This is a genomic window from Pedosphaera parvula Ellin514 (genome assembly GCF_000172555.1).
Lineage (GTDB): Bacteria > Verrucomicrobiota > Verrucomicrobiia > Limisphaerales > Pedosphaeraceae > Pedosphaera.
The window spans coordinates 1-16,469 of record NZ_ABOX02000049.1 but is presented as its reverse complement, the minus strand read 5'-3'; the positions used below and the strand labels follow the sequence as shown (position 1 = coordinate 16,469).

15 protein-coding genes and 1 tRNA gene are annotated in these 16,469 nt (G+C 55.4%); 5 read left to right on the top strand and 11 right to left on the bottom strand.

Translation table 11 applies throughout. From position 1 onward, the window contains the following. Window positions 1-177 precede the first annotated feature (177 nt). Window positions 178-3,138: a hypothetical protein gene (locus tag CFLAV_RS25865; RefSeq protein ID WP_007417834.1), complete on the top strand. Its 2,961-nt coding sequence runs from the start codon at window positions 178-180 to the stop codon at window positions 3,136-3,138. A 150-nt stretch (window positions 3,139-3,288) separates the two neighbouring features. On the opposite strand, the gene CFLAV_RS25860 is transcribed toward CFLAV_RS25865, so the two are convergent. The 7 genes from CFLAV_RS25860 to CFLAV_RS25835 form a co-directional block, all read right to left on the bottom strand. Beyond that, the gene (locus CFLAV_RS25860; protein ID WP_007417833.1) at window positions 3,289-4,062 is read right to left on the bottom strand and encodes a 3-hydroxybutyrate dehydrogenase; all 774 of its coding nucleotides are present in this window, start codon (window positions 4,060-4,062) and stop codon (window positions 3,289-3,291) included. Beyond that, window positions 4,059-5,912: an AMP-binding protein gene (locus CFLAV_RS25855; protein WP_007417832.1), complete on the bottom strand. Its 1,854-nt coding sequence runs from the start codon at window positions 5,910-5,912 to the stop codon at window positions 4,059-4,061. Before CFLAV_RS25855 ends, CFLAV_RS25860 begins: the two co-directional genes overlap by 4 nt. Continuing rightward, window positions 5,909-6,967 carry an alpha/beta hydrolase gene (locus CFLAV_RS25850; RefSeq protein WP_007417831.1) on the bottom strand — a complete coding sequence of 353 codons (1,059 nt, stop codon included), beginning with the start codon at window positions 6,965-6,967 and terminating at the stop codon, window positions 5,909-5,911. Before CFLAV_RS25850 ends, CFLAV_RS25855 begins: the two co-directional genes overlap by 4 nt. Before the next feature lie 84 nt (window positions 6,968-7,051). Next, complete coding sequence (locus CFLAV_RS35770; RefSeq protein WP_007417830.1) at window positions 7,052-7,219, bottom strand: hypothetical protein; 168 nt, start codon at window positions 7,217-7,219, stop codon at window positions 7,052-7,054. A 396-nt stretch (window positions 7,220-7,615) separates the two neighbouring features. Next, window positions 7,616-7,882: a DUF504 domain-containing protein gene (locus tag CFLAV_RS25845; protein WP_040550230.1), complete on the bottom strand. Its 267-nt coding sequence runs from the start codon at window positions 7,880-7,882 to the stop codon at window positions 7,616-7,618. Window positions 7,883-7,889: 7 nt separating this feature from the next. Beyond that, window positions 7,890-8,138 (bottom strand): DUF6504 family protein, encoded by a 249-nt coding sequence (locus CFLAV_RS25840; protein ID WP_007417828.1) that lies wholly within the window; start codon window positions 8,136-8,138, stop codon window positions 7,890-7,892. Between the two features lie 414 nt (window positions 8,139-8,552). Then, window positions 8,553-8,638: transfer RNA gene (locus CFLAV_RS25835), tRNA-Tyr, on the bottom strand. 94 nt (window positions 8,639-8,732) lie between these two features. Here CFLAV_RS25835 and ffh point away from each other — a divergent pair. Then, complete coding sequence (gene ffh, locus CFLAV_RS25830) at window positions 8,733-10,082, top strand: signal recognition particle protein (RefSeq protein WP_007417827.1); 1,350 nt, start codon at window positions 8,733-8,735, stop codon at window positions 10,080-10,082. Here the strand turns inward: ffh and CFLAV_RS25825 are convergent, their stop codons facing one another. Both CFLAV_RS25825 and CFLAV_RS25820 read right to left on the bottom strand, forming a co-directional pair. Continuing rightward, a complete protein-coding gene (locus CFLAV_RS25825; protein ID WP_007417826.1) occupies window positions 10,083-10,637 on the bottom strand; it encodes a gamma carbonic anhydrase family protein in 555 nt (184 codons plus the stop codon). Between the two features lie 107 nt (window positions 10,638-10,744). Further along, window positions 10,745-11,107, bottom strand: coding sequence for a hypothetical protein (locus CFLAV_RS25820; protein WP_007417825.1), 363 nt, complete (start codon window positions 11,105-11,107; stop codon window positions 10,745-10,747). 99 nt (window positions 11,108-11,206) lie between these two features. On the opposite strand from CFLAV_RS25820, the gene CFLAV_RS34395 reads away from it, so the two are divergent. Beyond that, the gene (locus tag CFLAV_RS34395) at window positions 11,207-12,142 is read left to right on the top strand and encodes an MBL fold metallo-hydrolase (RefSeq protein ID WP_007417824.1); all 936 of its coding nucleotides are present in this window, start codon (window positions 11,207-11,209) and stop codon (window positions 12,140-12,142) included. A gap of 134 nt (window positions 12,143-12,276) precedes the next feature. On the opposite strand, the gene CFLAV_RS25810 is transcribed toward CFLAV_RS34395, so the two are convergent. After that, on the bottom strand, window positions 12,277-12,492 hold the full coding sequence (locus CFLAV_RS25810) for a hypothetical protein (RefSeq protein ID WP_007417823.1): 216 nt from the start codon (window positions 12,490-12,492) through the stop codon (window positions 12,277-12,279). A gap of 821 nt (window positions 12,493-13,313) precedes the next feature. On the opposite strand from CFLAV_RS25810, the gene CFLAV_RS25795 reads away from it, so the two are divergent. Beyond that, complete coding sequence (locus tag CFLAV_RS25795; RefSeq protein WP_007417820.1) at window positions 13,314-14,054, top strand: RNA polymerase sigma factor; 741 nt, start codon at window positions 13,314-13,316, stop codon at window positions 14,052-14,054. Between the two features lie 50 nt (window positions 14,055-14,104). Next, window positions 14,105-15,577, top strand: coding sequence for a serine/threonine-protein kinase (locus tag CFLAV_RS33190; protein ID WP_007417819.1), 1,473 nt, complete (start codon window positions 14,105-14,107; stop codon window positions 15,575-15,577). Window positions 15,578-16,126: 549 nt separating this feature from the next. Here the strand turns inward: CFLAV_RS33190 and CFLAV_RS35765 are convergent. Next, the coding region (locus tag CFLAV_RS35765) for a hypothetical protein (RefSeq protein WP_007417818.1) at window positions 16,127-16,469 on the bottom strand (343 nt) is incomplete at its 5' end.

The following is a 16,469-nucleotide window of genomic DNA, read 5'->3' as shown; positions in this document are numbered from 1 at the left end:
AAATTACTTTGCATTTTTGTTAAGACGCACATTTAACGGCACACATTCGCTGGTTTCCGGTTTGTTGGCTTCCTCTGAGTCTAAATTTCAATCGACCACATTTGCAACTGCATGAATGTGCAGGTTGACCTTTTTCGCAACGCCGGATTTAATGTTCCCAAGCCCTGAAACTCTGACATGAAACTACTCAAATCGTCCCTATCCCGACTCCTTGCCCTCCTTGCGTTGGTGCTCACGCTGGCCGAAACTGCTCCAGCCCAGACCAATGCCTACGATGATGCTTATCATTACCCGTACGCCAGCGCGACGTGGTATGCGGCCTTTAACACCCCGCCCGGCGTGAACTTCGGCTATGGATTTACCCCTTGGGTCGTGCTGACGAATAGCACGGCCTCACCTGCGACCGGCGGTCGCGGCTTTACTACCACATTCAATGGAACTCCTTTGCCTGCAATTTCTTCGCCGACCAATTATTCCAATCTGGATCCGAATCTTGGTCCGGTCGGCAGCCCTCCTGGGAATAATAACTCCGCCCATGTCTGGGGGCTCTTTGCCAATGGTAATGGGATCAACACGACCGTGGCCTATCGCGGTTTCAGCAATTCGCTGGATACTACCGTCGCCTTCAAGCTCGATTTTGCATCCCAAAACATCGGTTCGAGTTCCAGTAAATTTGCCGGGTTCTTTTTGCGTAACGGGAACGCGACTAATTCCACCAGCGATTACGCTACCGGTCTTCGCTTTGCCTTTTATTATGTTGGAGGAGGCAGCAATTCCTTCGTTTTTTGGGATGGCAATGGCGTGCAGTACATCGGGATTCCATTCACTACCAGCGCGCTGAGCTGCGAGTTCACGCCAAAAGCCGGGGATACCTATAGGTTTGTGGTTAAAAATGTGACCAGCGGTGCTATTCTTGCCATCCTGGACAACCAGCCACAGGCCGGCTCTGGGACGGTCGATAGCGTCGCGTTGATTGCCAATCAAACCGATGCCAACCAGTATTTCAACCGGATGCAAATCGTCTCCACTTCCCTCACACCACCGACAATTCTTAACATTTCACCGACCAATGGTTCCATTTTCGTTGATCCGCTTGCCAACAACGTATCTTTCGAAGTCGATTCCATCGCTTCCACTGTTCGCGGCAGCAGCATCACCTTCAAACTCAATGGCGTCACGCAGACCGGTCTCACTTTCAATACGACGGGAACAACGAATCAACTGTTTGTCACCAATACCACTGCCCTCGTTGCAAATACATTTTACAATGCCTCAATTGTCGCTACGGACGCAAATGGCAACACTGCAACCAACAATTTTACGTTCAACACTTTTTCACCAACCAACCTTTCCATCGATGCCGAGGACTATAACCACAATGGCGGAGCGTTCTTCGCCAACCCTGTACCGAACGCTTATTTCGGCCTGCTCGGAAGCAATGGTGTTGATTACGCGGAGAACGATTTGACTGGAACCAACAATACTTCTGGTTACCGGACCGGTGACCTGCCGCAGACGCTCCTGGTTACGGGGGACCCGTATGATCACGCCGGATTTCTAGCCGCCGGCGCGATTGATTACGAGGTGGGTTTCACCGATGCCAATGAATGGCAAAATTATACCCGTAACCTGGAGAATACGAACTACACCGTTTATGCCCGTGCTGCCAGCGGAACCGGCGGCACCATCATGGTGGAACGCCTGGCCAATCCTACAGCGACCACGACCGATCAGCCAAATGCAGCCTTGGGGACGTGTATTATCCCCGTAACCGGCGGAAGCAAAATCTATAGTGGGCAGATGGTGCCGTTAACTGATTTCTTCGGCAATACAGTTCAGATTCATTTCGCCGGAACCAATACATTCCGTGAAACCGCCATTAATAACCGCGCTTACAATTTGAACTACCTGATGTTCGTGCCCAACACCAATACAGCCACTTTAAAACCATACCTGAGCGCAGGCTATCCTTTCCCAGGTGCCCCCGCCGTGGCCTTGGAGAGCAGTATCTCCTTCACGATCGCCAACCGCCAAACTGCGGTCAACCCCGCGACCGTCCAACTGTTCGTGAATTCAAATAACGTAACCAGCAGTATTAGCCTGAGCAATAATGCGGCGGGGACAGTAGTTACTTATGTTCCAACTTCCTTCCTGACTCCAAACACGAACTATACTCTAACAGCAATTTTCACCGACAATGGAGGAACACCCACTACGACGACCAACACGTGGAAGTTCACCACGGCTAATTCGACCTATATGGTACTTCCAGTTGCGGATGCGCAACCAATTGGCTCGGTGTCAACGCCGGGGTTTGCCTTGCGAATCAACAAGGTTGAAGATGCTGCACCTACCGTTGCTTCCATTGCCACTGCCGAGGCGCAATTGGCCGGGTTAAGAACGAATCTCGTCACGGGCCAACCTTATCCGAACCTCGCGAATGGTGGTCCGAATGCAGACGGAAACTATTCGGAAACCAACGCGATCAATTACGACATAACTGGACTTCCCACTGGGACGCCGGCCTTCCCCTATAAATCCGCGTTCCCATATGTTCCCGCAGGCAACCTGAACAACAACATTGCTGTGGAGGCTTTGATGTATTTGCAACTCACCAACGGCAATTATATCTTCGCAGTGCGTAGCGATGACTGCTTCAAGCTTACGGAAGGGCCTACCTTGACCAACCAGAACTTGACGCTCGGTTCATTCGATGGTGGCCGTGGCAATGGCACGCCGACCCTTACCTATGTGACCATTCTGACAAATGGACTCTACCCGGTGCGCTTGCTCTACTACCAGGCTGGTTCTGGCGGCAACGTGGAGTTCTATTCAATTAATAATGGCACACCGATTCTGATCAACGATTCGACCAACTCAATTGCCATCAAAGCGTTCCAGCTCACCGCTTCACCGGCCCTGCCCGTCACGATTCTGAACCCCGCGCACACCGGCGGCGTGACCACGTTCGGCTTTTTGACCCAAGCTGGTCACACACATTACGTCGAATATAAGAACGCCATCACGGACCCAACCTGGTCGCCGCTGTTGACAATAGCTGGAAACGGGTCCAGCACCAACGTGACGGACAACACCGCCAGTGGAGCCGCCCGGTTCTACCACGTTCGCAGCCAATAAACTTGGTCTCCACTGTGAGCCAGGAAAGCCGGACGTCGCTCCGGTTTTCCTGGATGCTAAGAAAAGTTTCACTGGCCCGGCGACATTAACAAACGACAAATACCCCAGGACGCTTCTACCGCATCCAATCGCCCTAAGCCCAAGCTGCTCTCATTGGGCCGTCCATCCGCCGTCGATGGTGATGCTCTGTCCCGTGACATTGCGCGCTAGCGGACTCATCAGATACTCAACTGCGGCGGCGACTTCCTCGCAGGTGATAAAGGCATGCTTCGGCATCGGCTGCAGCATGATGTGCCGGATGACTTCCTCCTCCGGGATTTGGCGGGTGCGGGCCTGATCCTGGATCTGCGCCTCGACCAGCGACGTACGGATGTAGGCCGGGCAGATGGTGTTGATGGTGATGTCCACGCCCGCCGTCTCGAGGGCAACGGCCTTGGCAAAGCCCAGCAAGGCATGCTTGGCGGCCACATACGCGGATTTGTACGGCGAGGCCACCAGGGAATGAATGGAGCCGATCTGAATGATGCGGCCAAATCCCTGGGCCCGCATGCCGGGCAGGACTGCACGGGTCATCAGAAAGGTGCCTTTCAACATAACATCGAGGAGCAAATCCCATTTGGCGGGCGGAAACTCTTCGACCTTGGCCACGTGTTGCAAACCGGCGTTGTTGATGAGGGTATCAATCTGTTGCTGGCCTCTGTTCTGCAAGAACCGCCGGATTTCCTCTTCGGAAGTCACGTCCATTGCAGTGGCCGCTGCCTTGCCGCCCGCCGCCTCGATCTGCGCAACGGTCTCCTGCGCGCCAGCAAGAATAATGTCGGTGGCCAGAATCGAATGCCCCTGTTGGGCCAGGCAGAGGCTCAGGCCGCGGCCCAATCCGCTGCCTGTGCCGGTGATAAGAATGTTGCGTTTGGGATTGTTCATAGGTGGGTAAGATATTGCTCGCGCAGCGCGCGACGCATCACCTTGTTCGTGGGGGTCCGAGGCAGCGCCTCCACAGGCACGAGGTCATGGATTTTGAAAAGCGGGTTCAAGTCGCGCTTGATGGCGTTCTGCATGGCGGCCATCAGCTCCGCTTTGCCCAAAGTCCGACCGGCGGAGCACACGGCATAGATGACCAACCGGCTCGGACCGCCCCCGGGTGAAACCGCAATGGCGGCCGCTTCCGTCACCTGCGGCACGGACTGCAACACCCGCTCGATTTCTGCTGCACTGATCTTGATTCCGCCCAGGTTCATTGTGTCATCCGCCCGGCCCAGGGCGCGCCAATAACCGCCGGACAGCGCCTCCATCTGGTCGCCATGACGGCGCAGCACTTCGCCATGCGGACCGTGCGGTGTTCCTGCAAAATAGACCTTGTGGTGGTCCTGGTTCAGCAGCGTGGTGGATAAGCCGATGGAGGGCGGCACGAGAAACAGCTCGCCTTGGTCGGCAGGCTTTCCCTGGTCATCGAGGATCACGAAATCCAGTCCCAGTGCGGGCGTGTTGAACGTGCCTGGCACACAAGGCCGCGTGACCGTTCCGGTGATGTAGGCGCCGCCGATTTCGGTGCCGCCGCAGTATTCGATGACCGGCCGCCCGCCCGCAAGTGACATTAACCACTGCATATCCCCAGGGTGAGAACACTCGCCGGTCGAGCTGAACAGCTTGATCGTGTGCCAGTCCACATCCTTCAGGCAGCCTGTATTCCTCCAGGTTCGAACCAGGCTGGGCACTACTCCGAGCATGGTCGCTTTGGCCTGCTGTACGAAACGGCCGAACTCAGCTCCGGTCGGCGCGCCGTAATACAGCCCCATCGTGGCCCGGTTGAGCAGACTGGCGAATACCAGCCATGGCCCCATCATCCAGCCCAGGTTCGTCGGCCAAACCAGCACGTCGCCCGGGTGGATGTCCTGATGAAAATGCGCGTCGGCGGCGCACTTGATCGGCGTGCTCTGTGTCCACGGCATGGCCTTGGGCTCGCCGGTTGTACCTGAGGAGAAGAGAATGGTGAGCGGGTCCGAGGGCTGCCGCACCTCCGCTTCGAACCGGTCCGCAGATTCCAGAAAATCGCGCCAGGTGCAATCGCCCGCGCGCAACGGCAAGCTCGCGCGCTCCCGGATGGGCAGAACAATGGCGGGGGGCGCTTCGGCGGCGATCACGTTGGCGTAAAGTGCCAGCGCTTTGCCGCCGCGCACCAGGACAGCCTGCGTGAAGACCCCAACCGCGCGTGCCAGGCGCAAACGGGTGGCGATTTCTTTGGGCTGGAAGCTGTCCGCAACACCGACGGCCACGCAGCCAGCCTGAATAATCCCCAGATAGATGGCCACGGCCTCAGCGGTCATCGGCATGATGATGGCCAGCGCGTCGCCGGGCTTAAAGCCGCGCCGCCTGAGATTCCCGGCCACGCGCTCGGTCAGCGCCTGGAGTTCGCCCACGCTCAAGCTGGCGAGTGGTCCGCCTTCGGCTTGATGAATGATGGCCGGCGAATCAGCGGGAGCGGCGAAGCAGCTCTCCACAATGTTGAGCCGCGCATCGACCAGCCAGTGCGGCTCCTCGACGCCTTTCGATAAATCCATCGTGCGACTGCAGGCGTTGCGGAAACGCAGGCCGAGCCGCTCGGTAGCCAGCGTCCAAAAGGCTTCGCGGTTCTGCGCCGACCAGGCGTGCAGCGCCTCGTAGGAATCCACTCCGGCGCGCTGCATCAGCCAGGCGATATTCGTGGTGCGGATAAAGTCCGGCGACGGCACCCACGCCGGTAGTGATTCCAACTTTTGGTCGGGCCAGCTATTCATGGCTCAGGTTTATGCATTATTCCCGGGATCATTCCTGGTGAGCTATTGGGTTCTTTGTCCTCTGCGGTAAAGGGCAAACGCACCCGCAGTTCCTGGCGAATCACTCCTGCTGCATAGCCGAGAACGCCTTCGGCATAAGGCGAGCAGTCCGGGTCAAGGTTGTACAAATTCAGAAATGCATGGATCAAATTGGGTTCCAGCCGGTAAATCACCTTGACTCCAGAGGCGTGGAGTTTCCGAGCATAAGCCTGCCCTTCATCCCGTAGCGGATCGCAGCCTGCTCCGATGAGGAGTGTCGGCGGCGTGCCGTGCAGATCTTTTGCTCGCAGTGGCGATGCGTCAGGAAGCGCCCAATCTGAAGCCCTCGGGAGGTAGAACTCTCGAAACCGCTCCACGGCTCTTCGAGTGAGTAGGTGCTCCTTTCCATATTGCTGATACGACTCGTAATGGGTCGAAGCGATGTCGGTGGACGGGTAAAACAAGACCTGCATCACTACCAACATGCCATCATTGGCTTGGGCTCGCCTTGTCGAAGCGATGGCCATGGTCCCGCCGGCGCTGTCACCGGCTACCACAATGCGAGTGGGATCTGCGCCAATCTCTTCGGCATGTCGTGAGACCCACCACAACACGCTATCCGCATCCTGCACCGCGGCTGGGAACGGGTTTTCCGGTGCCAGGCGATAATCCACCGAGAGCACCAGGGCCGGGATTTGGCGGGCCAGTTGCCGGGTCACCGAGTCGTAAATACTCGGACTGCCAAGCGTCCAGCCCCCGCCGTGGAAGAAAATCACCAGTGGCAACCTTCCACCTCGGGCCAGTTGCTTATCCCAGGGGACATAAAGGCGGACCGGGACCGGGTTTTCTTTGCCGGGCACCGTGAGATTGCCGACCCGTTCGACCGGAATAGGCCAGAGGCTGTTCCGGGCTCGCTGCTCCCGGACCGAGCGCAGAGCGGGGACGTTCTCTCTCGTCATGGCATCCAGATCGTTCCCAATCGTGTTGACCTGGTCCAATAATCGCTGGATTTCCTGGGCGGGTTGGAATGGACGCATAATAGACTCCTCAAGCAGGCCCTTTAGCCAGTTCACTCAATTTATGCTGGTTTCAAGTTCACGTAGAAGATGATGCCTTTCACATCAGTTGGCTGGCTCCTGGAGGACTTTGCGCGGTATCAAACTGAATGAACCGCCGGCGAACTTGAGGGCATCCACATAGGCCTGCGCCCGGAACGGATTGGCGCCTTGTGCATTGAGAATCCGGGCCACCTCCTCCAGCTTTCGTCCCGTCTGTTCGTTTGATTTCATATTCGGCACCTCTTCCCTAATCCTCTCTAATCAAACTTGGCCCAATTTCGCTGAAATGCATCCTGAAATCATCTCTGGCGCTCAGGCTTTGTCTTTCGAGGATATCCTAGTCCATCGATGCCTACGCGTATCTCATAGACGTACTGACCCGCCTGCGCAAAATGACCAAACATCAAATCCCCTCAATCACCTCGGCGTTTGGGCGCGGGCAGAAAGCGTGCTCCGTAATGGAAAAAGTAAACTGGATGATTGGCTCGCCATGAGGGAACATGGTCGAGAAGATCGGTCGCTAGGAAGGGATTCCTCTCGGATTCCGAACGAATAGCACGGTTGGCCTGAAAACGCGATTCAGAATTTTAACATGATTCGGTGTGATCTTCGGTCGTTTCCTTCAGATCACTGCTCACGCGGCTCTCCTCGATGCCAAATGCGTTGGGAGTCCTTGTAAACCTCCCGGACACGGTGAAAAGGGATGCGGTGGATTTGCCCCTCGGCATCGGTGAGTTGAAAGGTTTGTGGGCTTTCGGGCGGAAAGCCCACCTCTTTCAGTGGGACCAAAATGATGCGGTCTTCAGCTCGATCGTAGTATCCCAACTGAAAGTTCCCTTTGGCAAACTCCGGATCCCACCGGATCCGATTGAGCAATTCGTGAATGGGAATCATTGGAAGTTTATGCCCACTGCCGCCTCAGAAACCGCTCATCTGCCTCAAGTTCATGCTTCAGAAGGTATTTCCGTTCGTCAGCGGCCCGCAGGTTGAAATAATCGACCCGTGGCCACTCAGGCTTGCTTTTGACTTGGCACCATTGATCGAGGACTTCGCCCACCTCGAACGTCCGTTCTTCCCAAGTGAATGGGCGCGGTGTCTCATCTTCCTTGGCTCCGGCGTAGCATTCGACTTGGATCGGGATGAGCCTCATCTTTTACAGGATCATAACTTCTGTCCTAGCTTTTACCAAATCCGCTCGGGTGCGAACAGCGGTTAACCTTGTTGGATCTGCCGGAGGCGGAGGGGACTCGTCCCGGACGACCGGCGCGTGGAATGAAACTTGTTCGTGGGATCGCCAAACTGCGAACAGATGAGTGACTAACATCTGGTCTCGCCTATAAAGTTCGAAATCAATTCGGTTTCCCATCAGAAAAAGCGAAAAACGATGAGAAAGAGACCGGGTGGTGAAGCAAGATGGACTTCCTAACGGGTTAGGCCGAGTGCCCATTGAGTGACGCCGAGTGACGTTTTTACTGGTGGGAATGGGTGGGAATGAGCTACAATGAATTTATACAAAAAATCAACTCAAACGCACGAAGGGGCTGTAAACACAGGGTTTTGAAGGTGGTGGTAGGAACTGGATTCGAACCAGTGAAGGCGTAAGCCAGCAGATTTACAGTCTGCCCCCGTTGGCCACTTGGGTATCCTACCAACCGCGGTTTCCGCGCGTTTCAAACGCGGGTTGCAAATTAAGCCTATTCCACCCGCACTTGTCAACTCGCTCTCTATATCTTACGGTGTTTTAATGTTCGATACCATCAGCAATAAGCTGCAAAATGCGTTTAAGAATCTGCGTGGCCTAGGCAAGATTTCCGAGTCCAACGTCAGCGATTCCTTGCGCGAAGTCCGTCTGGCATTGCTTGAAGCAGACGTTAATTTCAAGGTCGCGCGCGATTTTATCGAACGGGTAAAGACCAAGTCTCTCGGCCAGGAAGTCATCGAAAGCGTCCATCCTGGCCAGCAGATCATCAAAATTATCCATGATGAACTGGTTGAATTGCTGGGTTCTACGAACGCCGGCCTCAATCTGAGCGGCAATCCGGCCTCCATTATGATGGTCGGCCTTCATGGCTCAGGTAAAACGACTTCCAGCGCGAAATTGGCCAAACTCCTCACCAAACAGGGTCGTCAACCGGTGCTCGTGGCTGCCGACGTCTATCGTCCCGCCGCCATGGACCAGTTGGAAACCCTCGGCAAACAGCTCGGCATCCCGGTTTTTCTAAAAAAGGGTGAAACAGACGTGCTGGCCATCGCCCGTGAAGCTTTCGATTTCGCCCGCGCCAATAACCGGAACACCCTTATTTTTGATACCGCCGGTCGCCTACAGATCGATGAACCGCTCGTCCAGGAACTGGTGCGCCTGCGCGATCTGGTTAAACCCCAGGAAATTTTGCTCGTTCTTGATGCCGCCACAGGTCAGGAAGCCGTCAACGTCGCCACACATTTCGATCAAGCCCTGAACATTACCGGTTCCATTCTTACAAAATTGGACGGCGATGCCCGCGGCGGCGCCGCTCTCAGCATGAAAGCAGTTACCGGCAAGCCCATCAAACTCGCTGGTACTGGTGAAAAACTCGAAGACTTCGAGCCTTTCCATCCCGAACGCATGGCTTCACGTATTCTGGGCATGGGTGACGTTGTCAGCCTGGTGGAACGCGCCGCTGAAGCGGTGGATGAAGAGGAAGCCAAGCGTCTCGAAGAAAAGATGCGCAAGGGCGAATTCAACCTCGAGGATTTTCTCGATCAATTGCGTCAGATGAAAAAACTCGGCTCACTCGAAAGCATCGTTGGTCTGCTCCCCGGCGGCTCCGACATGCTCAAAGGCGCCGACCTCAATAAATCCGAAAAAGAATTCAAACGCATGGAAGGCATGATTTGCGCCATGACTTTCAAAGAACGCCGTCAACCGGTCATTCTCAATGCCAGCCGCCGCATCCGCATCGCCAAAGGCAGCGGCGTCACCGTCACCGAGCTGAATAACATGCTCAATCGCTTCAATCAAATGCAGCAAATGATGAAGAAGATGGGCAAGCTTCAGAAAATGATGATGAAAAAAGGTGGCATGCCCGGAATGCCTGGAATGTTCCGCAAGTAATCACGACGACAGCGGTCCGCCCACGTTGATTCCGTGCTTCAAGCAATAAGCGCCGTTGTCCACGTACTTGTCAGCCCAATGCTTTAACTCCGCCCGTTCACCTGGTGTCAGCGCTCGCACGATCTTCGCTGGCGCTCCCAGCACCAACGAACCCGCGGGAATTTTCATGCCACCGGTCACCAGCGCCTTCGCACCGATTAAACATTGATCTCCCACTTCCACTCCGTCCAATACCACCGCGCCCATCCCGATCAACACCTCATTCCCAATCGTGCACGCGTGCACAATCGCCGAGTGCCCCACCGTCACATAATCCCCCAGCACACACGCAAAATCATCCGCCAAGTGCACTACTGCGTTGTCCTGCACATTTGTTCCTTTGCCGATTACAATGCGATTGATATCTCCGCGCAACACCGCGTTATACCACACGCTCGAATTATCCCCGAGCATTACATCCCCGAGCACCACCGCACTCTTCGCGATGTATACATCCCGCCCGAGCTTCGGCTTCGCCCGCAAAAAAGTATCCAGCTGCTTATCTAGATTTCCCATACCATGGTTAAAACAGGATTATTGTTCCATGAAAACAAAAAACCCGCCAGGGTGCATCCCAACGGGTCACTTGTCTCCAACCCCTCTGTTCGGTTCCTCCGAAATCTTTACCAACGACGATAGCCCGGCCTGTAGTAACCCCCATGATACCTCGGGCCGTAGCCATAATATCCGCCATACACCACCGGCGCAGGTCGCACATAAACCACCGGCTGCGGAGCATACACCACTGGAGCCGGCTGATAAACCACCACCGATGCTGGCGCAACATATGTCGGCACCGGCGCCACATAATAATTCGGCGCGTAATAACCCGAATGACAATCCACCTCGTGCGCAATAACCGCCCCCGCCACCACCCCGCCCAATATCGCTCCGCCAACTCCACAACCCCCATGTGCTTCGGCCTTCTGCACCTGACTTCCCGCCAGCGCCAAAACTGTGAGTGCGATAAAAATCTTTTTCATCATTCTGCCTTCTGCGTTTACGTTTTATTCGTAACAGAGGGTATGACGGACACCATTGCCTTTTATTCAGACCTGACATATCTTCCCACTTAGCAGAAACTTATGTCGAAAACGCCTGTTCGACCCCATCGCCCACCGCGCCAAAAACGCGAGTTGCCCAAGTCTTTCAAAGACCTCACACCATCCAACGCTTTCAATCCGCGCACCTTCTTCCACGAGATGGTCCTGAAAGCCTTCCTCACGCCCCGTCACGGTGCGCACAAAAAACCCGAATTTCCCCGGCTCAAAGAGGGCCAGGTCGCGCTCACCTGGATTGGCCACGCCTCGTTCCTCGTCCAATTCACCGACCTCAACGTCCTCGTCGACCCCAACTTCGCCAACTGGCTTTTCCTCCTCAAACGCATCAAACGCTCCGGCCTCAAGATCGAAGACCTGCCCCCCATCGATCTCGTCCTGCTCACCCACGCCCACTTTGACCACTTTCACAAACCCAGCCTCCGCAAACTCCCGCATCCAAAAATCGGCGTCATGCCCTGGGGCATGGGCGACCTCGCGCGCAACCTCGGTTTCGAACGCATCGTCGAACTCGATTGGTGGGAAAGCTTCTCCCACGGCGATTGGAAAGTCACCCTCACACCCTGCAAACACTGGGGCGCCCGCACGCTGCGCGATGACCACCGCGGCTACGGCGGCTTCATGCTCGAACATCAGGGCCGCAAAATTTATCACGCCGGCGACAGCGCCTACTTCGAAGGCTTCAAGGACATCGGCCAACACCTCTCCCCCGAAATCGCCCTGCTCCCCATCGGCGCTTATCGCCCCGAGAATCTTAAAAACGTCCACATGGGCCCCGACGACGCCATGAAAGTCTTCCACGACATCAAAGCCCAATACTTCGTCCCCATGCACTACGGCACCTTCAGACTCTCCTTCGAAGACATGGACGAACCGCCCCGCTGGCTCCGCGAAATCGCCGAAGAAAAAGGCATCAGCCACTGCATCCGCATCCTCGAAGAAGGCACCCCCGAAGTTTTCTAAACAGCCAACAACACTCGACCGACGACGAACCACAGCGCAAATCCCATCCTCGCAACCCGGATTTGTAGTTTCGTTTTTCATTCGACACTCGAAATTCGTCATTCGAAATTAAAAAGATGTCCCGTTAACTCACGTTAGCTCCCGATAACTCCCGTTAACTCACGGTTTGCTGTTCCCATTCGAAATTTTCCATGCCGACCGATACCGACCGAACTGCCAGCCAAGTAGCGCAGGCTTGCAGCCTGCTGTATCGCCGATTTGCAATCGGCCACGCGCCCGGAGCAATCCAATCCGCCAAAACGCTTCCGCTTCGATTTCAACTCCGTAAACTTAATCCTCCTTGTTTTCATTCTGACTCCTGTCAAAAAAAATTACCTGCCATTTGACGTTAGAGCTCTCTCGGTTTGATTTGATAATTTGAAACTCGAAATTCGCCATTCGAAATTTTCCACGCCGACCGAACTGCCAGCCAAGTAGCGCAGGCTTACAGCCTGCTGTATCGCCGATTTGCAATCGGCCATGCGCCCGGAGCAATCCAATCCGCCAAAACGCTTCCGCTTCGATTTTAACTCCGTAAACTTAATCCTCCTTGTTTTCATTCTGACTCCTGTCAAAAAAATTTACCCGCTATTTGACGTTAGAGCTCTCTCGGTTTGATTTGATAATTTGAAAATCTGACAATTTGAAACTCGAAATTCGCCATTCGAAATTTTCCACGCCGACCGAACTGCCAGCCAAGTAGCGCAGGCTTGCAGCCTGCTGTATCGCCGATTTGCAATCGGCCATGCGCACGGAGCAATCCAATCCGCCAAAACGCTTCCGCTTCGATTTCAACTCCGCAAACTTGATCCTCCTTGTTTTCATTCTGACTCCTGTCAAAAAATTTACCCGCTATTTGACGTTAGAGCTCTCTCGGTTTGATTTGATAATTTGAAAATCTGACAATTTGAAACTCGAAATTCGCCATTCGAAATTTTCCACGCCGACCGAACTCCGAACCCTGAACTTGGAAGTTCAAAGTTCGATGCTGCGTGTTGGATGTTCTGCCATGCCTTTGTACTCCTTGCGCTCTCTGCGGTTACTCGCCTTGCGCCCCAGGCAGTGTTTACAGGCACTCTCGTTCTGTAACAACGGTCTCGTTTCCGGTAATTGAACTGGATATGATGTCCGCATGAGCAGTCAGGTTTCTTCCAACGAAGGCCCGCGAACTTTTCCGAACACACGATGGTCGGTGGTGCTGGCGGCCAGACAGCCGCAGTCACCCGAATCAGCAGCGGCCTTGGAAGCTATCTGCCGCGCTTATTGGTATCCGCTCTATGCGTACGTTCGTCGTTCTGGCCAATCCCCGCCCGATGCCCAGGACCTCACGCAGGAATTTTTTTGCCGCCTCCTCGAAAAACGCTGGCTCGATGCCGCCGACCGTGAGAAAGGCAAGTTGCGGTCGTTCCTCGTGGTCGCGTTGAAGCATTTCCTGAGCAAGGAATGGCGGCGTGCCTCGGCGCACCGTCGTGGCGGCGGCCGGGCACACGCGCTATTTGACACGGCCTTCGCCGAAAGCCGATATGCCACCGACAGCCATTCACTCGCACCGGACGAAACCTTCGATCAACAATGGGCACTCACCTTGCTTGATTTGACGGTAAACCGGTTGCGGGACGAATTCTCGGTGGCGGAGAAACCCGGAGATTTTGAGATCCTCAAGAGTTGCCTCATGGCCGATCGTGGTTCGATTGACTACGCTGCCGCGGCGAAACAGCTTGGCGTGAAGGAAGGAGCGGCGCGCGTGGCAGCACATCGGCTGCGGAAGCGCTTTCGCGAAATTTACCGCGAGGAGATCTCGCAGACACTGGCCGATGGCTCCAATCTGGATTCGGAATTGCGGCACCTGGCGGCTGCCCTGGCCCGACAATAAAAATGAACCGGCACGTGTAACAAACCTCACCTAACCGGTAAGTATCGGGTATGAGTAACGAACCATCTCAAAAATGTCCACAGTGCGGCGCGCCGATCAAAGAGAGCGCACCCGCCGGGCTTTGCCCGAATTGCCTCATGGCACTAAACCTGAAAACGGAAACCGTTTTCACCGGTGACACCCCCGCCGCGCAACCCCCGTTGCCGCCCGAACAAATCGCCCCGCACTTTCCGCAACTTGAAATTTTCGAATGTCTCGGACGCGGCGGCATGGGTGTCGTGTACCGGGCGCGGCAGAAAACTCTGAATCGCCTCGTCGCCCTCAAGCTCCTTGCGCCGGAGCGCGTGGGGGATCCTAAATTTGCTGAACGTTTCGCCCGCGAGGCGCAGGCGCTCGCCGCCTTGAACCATCCGAATATCGTCACCATTTACGACTTCGGGCAGGCGGGCGGATTTTATTATCTGCTGATGGAATTTGTGGACGGAGCGAACCTGCGCTGGCTCCTGCGCGAGCGCAAGTTCACGCCGGAGGAGGCGCTGGCCATCGTGCCGCCCCTGTGTGACGCGCTGCAATTCGCCCATGACCGCGGCATCGTGCATCGCGACATCAAACCCGAGAACCTGCTCCTCGACAAAGCCGGCCGCGTGAAAATCGCCGACTTCGGCATCGCCAAAATGCTGGGCGTGGGCGGCGACGCCGCTGCCGTCGGAGCCGCCCCGCGCGGGAATGCCACCCAAACCGCCGTCGGCACGCCTGGCTACAGCGCGCCGGAACAACTGGCCTCACCGCAACGGGTGGACAACCGCGCCGACATCTATTCGCTCGGAGTGGTCTTTTATGAACTGCTCACCGGTGAGCTGCCTGGCAAACCGATCGAACCGCCGTCGAGGAAAGTTCACATTGACGCGCGCCTCGATGAAGTGGTGCTGCGCGCGTTGGAAAAGGAACCCGAACGCCGCTATCAGCACGCCAGTCAGGTCAAGACCGACGTGGAAACGATTGCCGGCACGCCTCCGGGCGCAGGGCCGGCATCGGCTTCACCTTCGTTGCCAGTTCAGGCCGCCAAACCGCCCGACTCAATCAAAGTCTTTGCAGTGTTGAACATTATTCTGGGTGTCATGGGTGTATTGTGTTGCAGCCCCTACATGCTGTTCCTGATCCCATTCGGGGCCAAAGCCTACGGCGGCCAGCCGCTCATGATGTTCACCCTTTACGTCTGCGCCATCGTTGTATTGCCGGCAGCGTGCGTGACACTGGCCAGCGGCATTGGACTGTGGTATCGCAAGTCCTGGGCAAGGAAATTAGCCGTTTGGAAGAGCGTATTCTCCATCCTCTTCCTGCTGTTTCTCGAGCCCATCGTGTTTCTTTCCATACTCACAAACACAGTAATGCCAGCAGCTCAAAAGAAGCTTTCCCTGGTCGGAAACATACCGGGCATCTTTGTCAGCCTGGCTTACTGGGGTTTGCTCATCTTCTTCCTGACCCAAAAACCGGTCAAGCGAGCCGTGGGCGAGAGCTATTAATTATTCCGTATCCGCCTGTATACCGAATGTCGAAAGAAATTTCCGAATGGCAGGAGGGATTTTGATTTGAGGCAAGGTCGACAACACTGCATCAAATCAAAAGCACCCTGCTCTCGGGAGCTAACGACTTTTCTCATCTCCGAAGCCATGGCTTTTTCTCTTTCCACTTTCATCAGGCTTCCTTGCTTCCTTCAATTTCCGTTCTTTGCCCATTTCGGAAATTAATTTTGGTATTCGGTATAGGCCACGCTTTGACAAACAGGTTGTGAAGGTTTACAGGTCGTTTACGGGTCGGTCCAAAGTAATTATACTCCTCGGCGTTTCCTGGAACTCAGAAGACGGTGCGCCAGAGCGGGGATGGCCGAATCGGAAAGCACCCAACATCGAACGCGGAACATCCACATGGGGAGAAAACGGAGATTTGTCAGGAGGCTTCGGTTCTGCGTAACTCTGCGTGTTCTGCGGGCAAAAGTCTCAGGTCTTTGTCCCCACTATCCGCCATCCTCCATCCACTATCCTCCATCCTCGCATTAATTCCGTGGCCGCATGCTAATGCTGCGCCGCACCAACCCCTCCCGCAGGCTGCACCTCCGGCGACATCACGGTAAACTGTCTCCCACTAAACGTTCGTGAATTACGCTCTACCGAATTTGTACCCGTCACATGCGCCACCACATCCCGCGCCGCATCTTTGATCACCACCCGCTCGATGCATACAAACGTCAATCGCCACGGCGCATTCGTCACCGGTGCTGCTCCCATGAACGTGAACCCCTCACCGCCGTGCAATTCCTCCTTCATCCCCGTCCATTGATTCCGTGCCGCGCGCGCAAATGGATTCTTCACCTTCAACTCCGTCCAGACATTGCTCTCCAGCTTCTCGATCTTCGGC

Excerpts from the sequence above, each read along its gene's own strand:
- CFLAV_RS25865 (WP_007417834.1), top strand. The coding sequence starts at position 178 with ATGAAACTACTCAAATCGTCCCTATCCCGACTCCTTGCCCTCCTTGCG.
- CFLAV_RS25860 (WP_007417833.1), bottom strand. The coding sequence starts at position 4,062 with ATGAACAATCCCAAACGCAACATTCTTATCACCGGCACAGGCAGCGGA.
- CFLAV_RS25855 (WP_007417832.1), bottom strand. The coding sequence starts at position 5,912 with ATGAATAGCTGGCCCGACCAAAAGTTGGAATCACTACCGGCGTGGGTG.
- CFLAV_RS25850 (WP_007417831.1), bottom strand. The coding sequence starts at position 6,967 with ATGCGTCCATTCCAACCCGCCCAGGAAATCCAGCGATTATTGGACCAG.
- CFLAV_RS35770 (WP_007417830.1), bottom strand. The coding sequence starts at position 7,219 with ATGAAATCAAACGAACAGACGGGACGAAAGCTGGAGGAGGTGGCCCGG.
- CFLAV_RS25845 (WP_040550230.1), bottom strand. The coding sequence starts at position 7,882 with ATGATTCCCATTCACGAATTGCTCAATCGGATCCGGTGGGATCCGGAG.
- CFLAV_RS25840 (WP_007417828.1), bottom strand. The coding sequence starts at position 8,138 with ATGAGGCTCATCCCGATCCAAGTCGAATGCTACGCCGGAGCCAAGGAA.
- ffh (WP_007417827.1), top strand. The coding sequence starts at position 8,733 with ATGTTCGATACCATCAGCAATAAGCTGCAAAATGCGTTTAAGAATCTG.
- CFLAV_RS25825 (WP_007417826.1), bottom strand. The coding sequence starts at position 10,637 with ATGGGAAATCTAGATAAGCAGCTGGATACTTTTTTGCGGGCGAAGCCG.
- CFLAV_RS25820 (WP_007417825.1), bottom strand. The coding sequence starts at position 11,107 with ATGATGAAAAAGATTTTTATCGCACTCACAGTTTTGGCGCTGGCGGGA.
- CFLAV_RS34395 (WP_007417824.1), top strand. The coding sequence starts at position 11,207 with ATGTCGAAAACGCCTGTTCGACCCCATCGCCCACCGCGCCAAAAACGC.
- CFLAV_RS25810 (WP_007417823.1), bottom strand. The coding sequence starts at position 12,492 with ATGAAAACAAGGAGGATTAAGTTTACGGAGTTGAAATCGAAGCGGAAG.
- CFLAV_RS25795 (WP_007417820.1), top strand. The coding sequence starts at position 13,314 with ATGAGCAGTCAGGTTTCTTCCAACGAAGGCCCGCGAACTTTTCCGAAC.
- CFLAV_RS33190 (WP_007417819.1), top strand. The coding sequence starts at position 14,105 with ATGAGTAACGAACCATCTCAAAAATGTCCACAGTGCGGCGCGCCGATC.